5 protein-coding genes and 1 pseudogene are annotated in these 5827 nt (G+C 56.1%); 5 read left to right on the forward strand and 1 reads right to left on the reverse strand.

The window, feature by feature from the left end:
- The first annotated feature begins 201 nt into the window (after positions 1-201).
- The 5 genes from RCH87_RS07390 (at position 202) to RCH87_RS07410 (ending at position 5012) form a co-directional block, all read left to right on the forward strand.
- Entirely contained in the window at positions 202-2142 is a 1941-nt protein-coding gene (locus RCH87_RS07390; protein ID WP_306516074.1) for an ABC-F family ATP-binding cassette domain-containing protein, read from the forward strand.
- Positions 2143-2225: 83 nt separating this feature from the next.
- Positions 2226-2702: a hypothetical protein gene (locus RCH87_RS07395; protein ID WP_306516075.1), complete on the forward strand. Its 477-nt coding sequence runs from the start codon at positions 2226-2228 to the stop codon at positions 2700-2702.
- A gap of 63 nt (positions 2703-2765) precedes the next feature.
- A complete protein-coding gene (locus RCH87_RS07400; RefSeq protein ID WP_018121243.1) occupies positions 2766-3089 on the forward strand; it encodes a putative quinol monooxygenase in 324 nt (107 codons plus the stop codon).
- A gap of 137 nt (positions 3090-3226) precedes the next feature.
- Entirely contained in the window at positions 3227-4273 is a 1047-nt protein-coding gene (locus RCH87_RS07405; protein ID WP_306516076.1) for an enoyl-CoA hydratase/isomerase family protein, read from the forward strand.
- Complete coding sequence (locus tag RCH87_RS07410) at positions 4257-5012, forward strand: DUF1648 domain-containing protein (RefSeq protein ID WP_284843310.1); 756 nt, start codon at positions 4257-4259, stop codon at positions 5010-5012. Before RCH87_RS07405 ends, RCH87_RS07410 begins: the two co-directional genes overlap by 17 nt.
- A gap of 169 nt (positions 5013-5181) precedes the next feature.
- On the opposite strand, the pseudogene RCH87_RS07415 reads toward RCH87_RS07410, so the two are convergent.
- A pseudogene (locus RCH87_RS07415) lies at positions 5182-5827 on the reverse strand (malate synthase G); the annotation flags it as partial.

Raw genomic sequence — 5827 nt, forward strand, 5'->3', positions numbered from 1 at the left:
CGGAGGTGGCGGTGGTTTGGTCCGCGCTGGTTGCGTCTTCGTCTGGGCTGGAGCAAGCAGCAAGCGCAAAGGAGGTTGCTACTGCCATGGTCACTGTCGAAAAAATACGGCGTTTCATGAAATTCACAGTAATGAAAATGAAATCCCTCTGCAAAAACCTCTGCGTGAACCAGAGTCGGCGTGATTTAAGATGGAATGACTATGGTGAACCTGTTAAATGCAGAAAATATCTCGCAATCATTCGGCCTGAAAACGCTTCTCGACGGTGTTTCGCTCGGCGTGCAATCCGGCCAGCGCATTGGCGTCGTTGGTGTCAACGGTGGGGGAAAGACCACGCTGCTGGAGGTGCTCACCGGGCTGGTGGAACCTGATAGCGGACGAGTCGCACGCAACTCGGATTTGCGCATGGCTGTGGTCACTCAGCGTGCGGAGCTTGATCCTAACGCCACCATCGGCCAGACAGTCGTGGAACCACTCGGCTTGGATACCTTCGAATGGGCATCGAATGCGAAAGTCCGTGATGTGCTTGGTGGACTCGGCGTCGCCCAGTTAGGGCTGGATACGCCAGTTGGTCAATTGTCAGGAGGGGAGCGACGTCGGGTTAACCTGGCGGCTGCGCTCGTGCAGGATCTTGATTTGGTTGTTCTCGATGAGCCCACCAACCATCTCGATGTTGAGGGTGTGCAGTGGCTGGCAGATCACCTGCTGCGCCGCAAAGTAGCAGTATTGGTGGTCACTCACGATCGTTGGTTTTTGGATACCGTCGCCCAGCTGACCTGGGAAGTCCACGACGGCACCGTAGACGTTTACGACGGCGGCTACAACGATTGGATTTTCGCTCGCGCCGAACGTCAGCGTCAGGCAGAAGCGGCAGAACAACGTAGGCAAAACCTAGCACGCAAAGAATTAGCCTGGCTGCGACGTGGTGCACCAGCGCGTACCTCGAAGCCTAAGTACCGAATCGCGGCTGCTGAGGCTCTGATCAAAGACGTTCCACCGGTGCGCAATAGCGTGGAATTGATGTCATTTTCCAAGCAGCGGCTGGGGCGGAAAGTCATTGAATTAGAAAATGCGCGGCTGGAAACGCCTGACGGCCAGGTGCTTGTCGACGACCTGACGTGGCGACTCGCACCGGGCGAGCGCGTCGGCTTGGTTGGGGTTAATGGTTCCGGCAAGACGACACTGTTGCGCGCACTAGCCGGTGAACATGGGCTAGCTGCTGGTAAACGCATCGAAGGCCAGACCGTGCGTTTAGGATGGTTGCGCCAGGAACTCGATGATCTCGATCCGGAGCGGCGGCTTTTAGATGCTGTCGAAGACGTCGCGACCTATGTGCACATGGGCAAAAAGGAACTTTCTGCTTCACAGTTGGCAGAACGTCTTGGATTTAGCCCGAAGCGCCAGCGCACCCCGGTGGGCGATCTCTCCGGTGGCGAGCGGCGCCGGTTGCAGCTGACTCGGGTATTGATGAGTGAGCCGAATGTATTGCTGCTCGACGAGCCCACTAACGATTTGGATATCGACACCTTGCAAGAGCTGGAGTCGCTGTTGGATGAGTGGCCGGGCACGTTGGTCGTGGTCTCGCACGATCGTTATTTGATTGAGCGCATCACCGATGCGGCTTATGCGTTGTTTGGCGACGGAAACCTGCAGCACCTGCCGGGTGGAATTGAGCAATATCTGCAGGTACGGGCGGCTAGTGATGCCGGCGAGCGCCGTGGGGCACTGGATCTGGGGCCGAATAAGACCGGGGGATTCGCCACAGCGGGTACTGCTGATGATCCCGGCTCTGGAAATGTCGCCGTTGGTGAGACCTCTCGGTCAGGCGCCACTGGTGGGAGCAACGGTGCTGGTGGCTCAGGCGGCTCAGGTGGGTCTGGCGGCTCAGGCGGCGTCGACAAGCCTGGTATCTCAGCCCAGCAAGAGCGTGAGATTACTAAGTCGATGCGTGCGCTGGAGCGCAAGATGGACAAGTTAGAGAAGTCAGAGGCGCAGATTGATGAAAAAATGGCTAGCGCTGCCGAGGCCGTTGATACGCAACGATTGACGGAACTCAATGCAGAAAAAACTGCATTGGCTGGCCGTCGCGAAGAGCTCGAAGCCGAATGGTTGGAGTTAGCCGATCAGTTAGATGCTGGCTAGAGCAGATGAGCTTTTGCGGTTGATAACCAAACACGCTGGCTAAAGCGCACCGTTTTGACCGCCGATTATGCCACCATGAAGGCATGGCTATCTCACGCAAAATTATCACCGCGCTCGCAGCAACCACCGTGATCGGCGCGGGAATCCCTACAGCAGCATCCGCGCAGGCTGCACCGTGGAGCTTCCCGGGAGCTGAAGCTCTGACGGCGGGCTCGTCAGCAGCGAGCGCTGGTGTGGCGTCGTGGAGTCTAGAGCAAGCCACGAAGTTTCACCTCATGGCGATGGGCCACCATCGCGATGAACAGGCGCAACGTATTGCTCAGGACTGGGCTAACCAGGCCGCCCGTGGCGAGGCGGAGTTCCACGGGAACGTAGGACGCGGAATTACTGCGCACGATCGTGGTACCGGCAATATCTACCGCATGACTCCGGTGGAAGCTGCCCAGCGTATCGCCTGGCTGCTCAACCCGACCAACCGCACTGGTGATGGCAAGGGATTTGGTGTTTCGGGCGTTGATGCGCACGGCAACGTGTACTTGGCGGAATTTTTCTTGCACTAAGTGCGTGTAGTCACACGCTAACAATGTGTACACATCAACTAAATTGAGCGTATAATCAAGAACATGATCTTGATTAACGTTTCTTACCAAGTAAAGCCAGAGCACGCCGAAAACTTCCTGGAAGAGGTTTCCTGGTTCACGGAAGCTACCCAGGCAGAAGAAAAGAACCTGTTCTTCGACTGGTACCGCGACCCTCAGGATGCCAACCACTTCATGCTGGTAGAAGGCTTCACCGATGATGGTGCGGAAGCCCACGTCACCTCTGAGCACTTCCAGCGTGCAACTGAAGAGATGCCAAAGTACCTGGTTGAAACCCCGAAGATCATCAACACCCTGATCGAGGGCAAGACCGAGTGGGACGAAATGGCTGAATTCCAGGTCAAGTAGTTCCAGGTCAAATAGTCGTAGTGTAGCTTTCACACTACGTGCTGTACCCGAGGGCTGTAGTACTAATCCTGGCTCCGTAGAGGAGCGGGAGTGCTACAGCCCTCACTTTATTGCGTTATCTGTGCCACAATGGTGCTATGACTGATGCACAGGATCGCCAAGTAATTACTTCTGTTCGCAATGGAACGGGAATTCTTGAACTCAATCGCCCGAAGGCGCTGAATTCCCTGAACCTGGAGATGGTGGAGATTATTCACCAAGCGCTTTCATCGTGGGCGGAGGATGATTCCGTCGCACAAGTGCTGATTTATTCCAACAATCCCAAGGGATTCTGCGCCGGTGGTGATGTACGCGCGGCACGTGAACAAGGTCTCGGGGGCAATAAGGCCGGTGTCGACGAGTTCTTCCACAGAGAATATGCACTCAACGATGCCATCGATAAGTTCCCGAAGCCGTTCATTGCACTCATGGATGGGGTGGTCATGGGCGGAGGAACTGGCATTAGTGCCTTCGGTTCACACCGCGTGGTTACCGAAAAGACCTTTGTGTCGATGCCAGAAATGCTCATTGGCTTTATCACCGACGTGGGCATGACCTATTTCTTCCAGCGCATGGTCGGCTCTCGAGGCAAGGCGTCTCGTGCCTTGGCGCTGTACCTGGCGACGACCGCCTATCGCATGAAGGCCGCGGATCTGCTCTGGACCGGCTATGCTACCCACCAGATCGCTTCCGACGATGCAGATAGGTTCCGTGAAGCAGTTATCGAATCCGGCTACGCAGCTGCACTAGAGAAGTTCGCCACCACCAACCCGGATACCGCGCCGTTGGCAGAGCACATCGAGACCATCGAGGATGTATTCGCGCACGACACCTGGGAAGAAGTAGTAGCCGCACTGGAAAACTGCGACAACGAAGAATTCGTCGCAAGCGTCAATGAAACGTTCCAGCATGCATCGCCGACCTCGCTGGTGGCAGCTGCGGAAATCTTCCGGGCGAACGCCCAGGTTGATTCGCTTGCCGACGCCTTGGATAACGAATACCGAGTTGGTGAATATCTACGCGGCCGTCCGGATTTCGACGAGGGCGTGCGCTGCGTGCTGGTTGATAAAGACGACGAACCGCAGTTCCGGCCGGATGCGGTCTCCGAGGTTGATGTGGAGGCGATCCGTGCACTCCTCCGGTGACACCGATGGTCACAAAGCCGACCGTCTGCCACCCCCGAAATTTCAGTTCGGCTGGTACCTAGCGTGTACAGCAGTCATTGTTGCCACGCTGGGTTTTATTTGGATTAACTGGCATGCCGTGCCAGACCCGATGTTTACGCACTTCGATGCTTCGGGGACGGCAGATGGTTTTAGTGCGAAATCTTTTCCGGCAGCGATAGCCCACGTTGGCCTTGGGCCAGCGATTACTACGGCAGTATGCGCGGGAGCTGGCGGGTTTCTGGTGGGAATCGCGAACCAGACCAAAGATGGCTTGCACGATAAACCAGAACGTGCGATTAATCGGCAGCGTTTACTGGTGCAGCTGATGCAGCCGATGTTGGGCAAGTTTAGCTTCGCGCTCGTGGTGGTGCTGTTGGTCAGCATCACCGCCGGATTGTTTGAGTTTCCTGTTGTGGGCACCGGGGCAATTGCCATTTGGTTGCTTATCGGTGCGTTTCTCGCAGTCGGTTTCGGCATTGTGGTGCGCAGCGCGCGGATCATGCAGGAATTGGATGAGCACTATCCACCGGACGATCCCCGAGACAAGCTCAAATACGGATTGTTTTATCACAACCCGGATAACCCGAAATTATGGGTTGAACTGGAATCGGGGATGAATTTCACGCTAAATTTTGCGCACCGCGCTGCCTGGTGGATCGCAGGAATCTTTACTGTGTTTCTTTTGGCGATGGTGGCGCTGCCGACATTCCTAGCCTAATAATTCCGAGGCTAGTAATTTCTGGCCCGGCATTAGCACAAGAAGACGCACAAAGCCCAGGCGCTTCATCATGAAGAAGCCTGGGCCTTAGCTTTAGAGTGCTGCGAGCCGCGGTGCCTTAGCGCTTAGTGCTGGGCTTGCGTGCACCGGGCTCGCGCACAATTACCAATTACTTGTTTTTCGCTTTGAACTCACGACGACGAGCGTGCAAGATCGGCTCAGTGTATCCGGATGGAGACTCGGTGCCCTTGAAAATCAGGTCGCGAGCCGCCTGGAACGCCACCGACTCGTCGAAGTTCGGAGCCATGTTGCGGTAGGCGTCGTCGCCAGCGTTTTGCTTGTCGACGACCTCTGCCATCTTCTGCAGCTCCTGCTCGACGAAATCGCGGCTAACGACGTCGTGCTCAATCCAGTTAGCCAGCAGCTGGGAAGAAATACGCAGGGTAGCGCGGTCTTCCATCAGGGAGACGTCGTAAAGGTCTGGGACCTTGGAACAACCAACACCCTGTTCTACCCAGCGGACAACATAGCCCAGGATGGACTGGCAGTTGTTGTCGACTTCTTCTTTCTTCACCTCATCGGACCAGTCTGGGTTTTTAGCAACCGGGACGGTCAGAAGGTTGTGGAAGTTGTCGCGTTCGCCGGCCTTACGGAATTCTTCCTGTACCTGCGGAACGTTGACGTGGTGGTAGTGGGTGGCGTGCAAAGTTGCGCCGGTAGGTGATGGGACCCACGCGGTTGATGCGCCTTCTTTCAGCTGGCCAATCTTTTTCTCCAGCATGTCTGCCATCAGCTCGGTCATGGCCCACATGCCC

The sequence above is a fragment of the Corynebacterium sp. genome, from assembly GCF_030826625.1.
Classification (GTDB): domain Bacteria; phylum Actinomycetota; class Actinomycetes; order Mycobacteriales; family Mycobacteriaceae; genus Corynebacterium.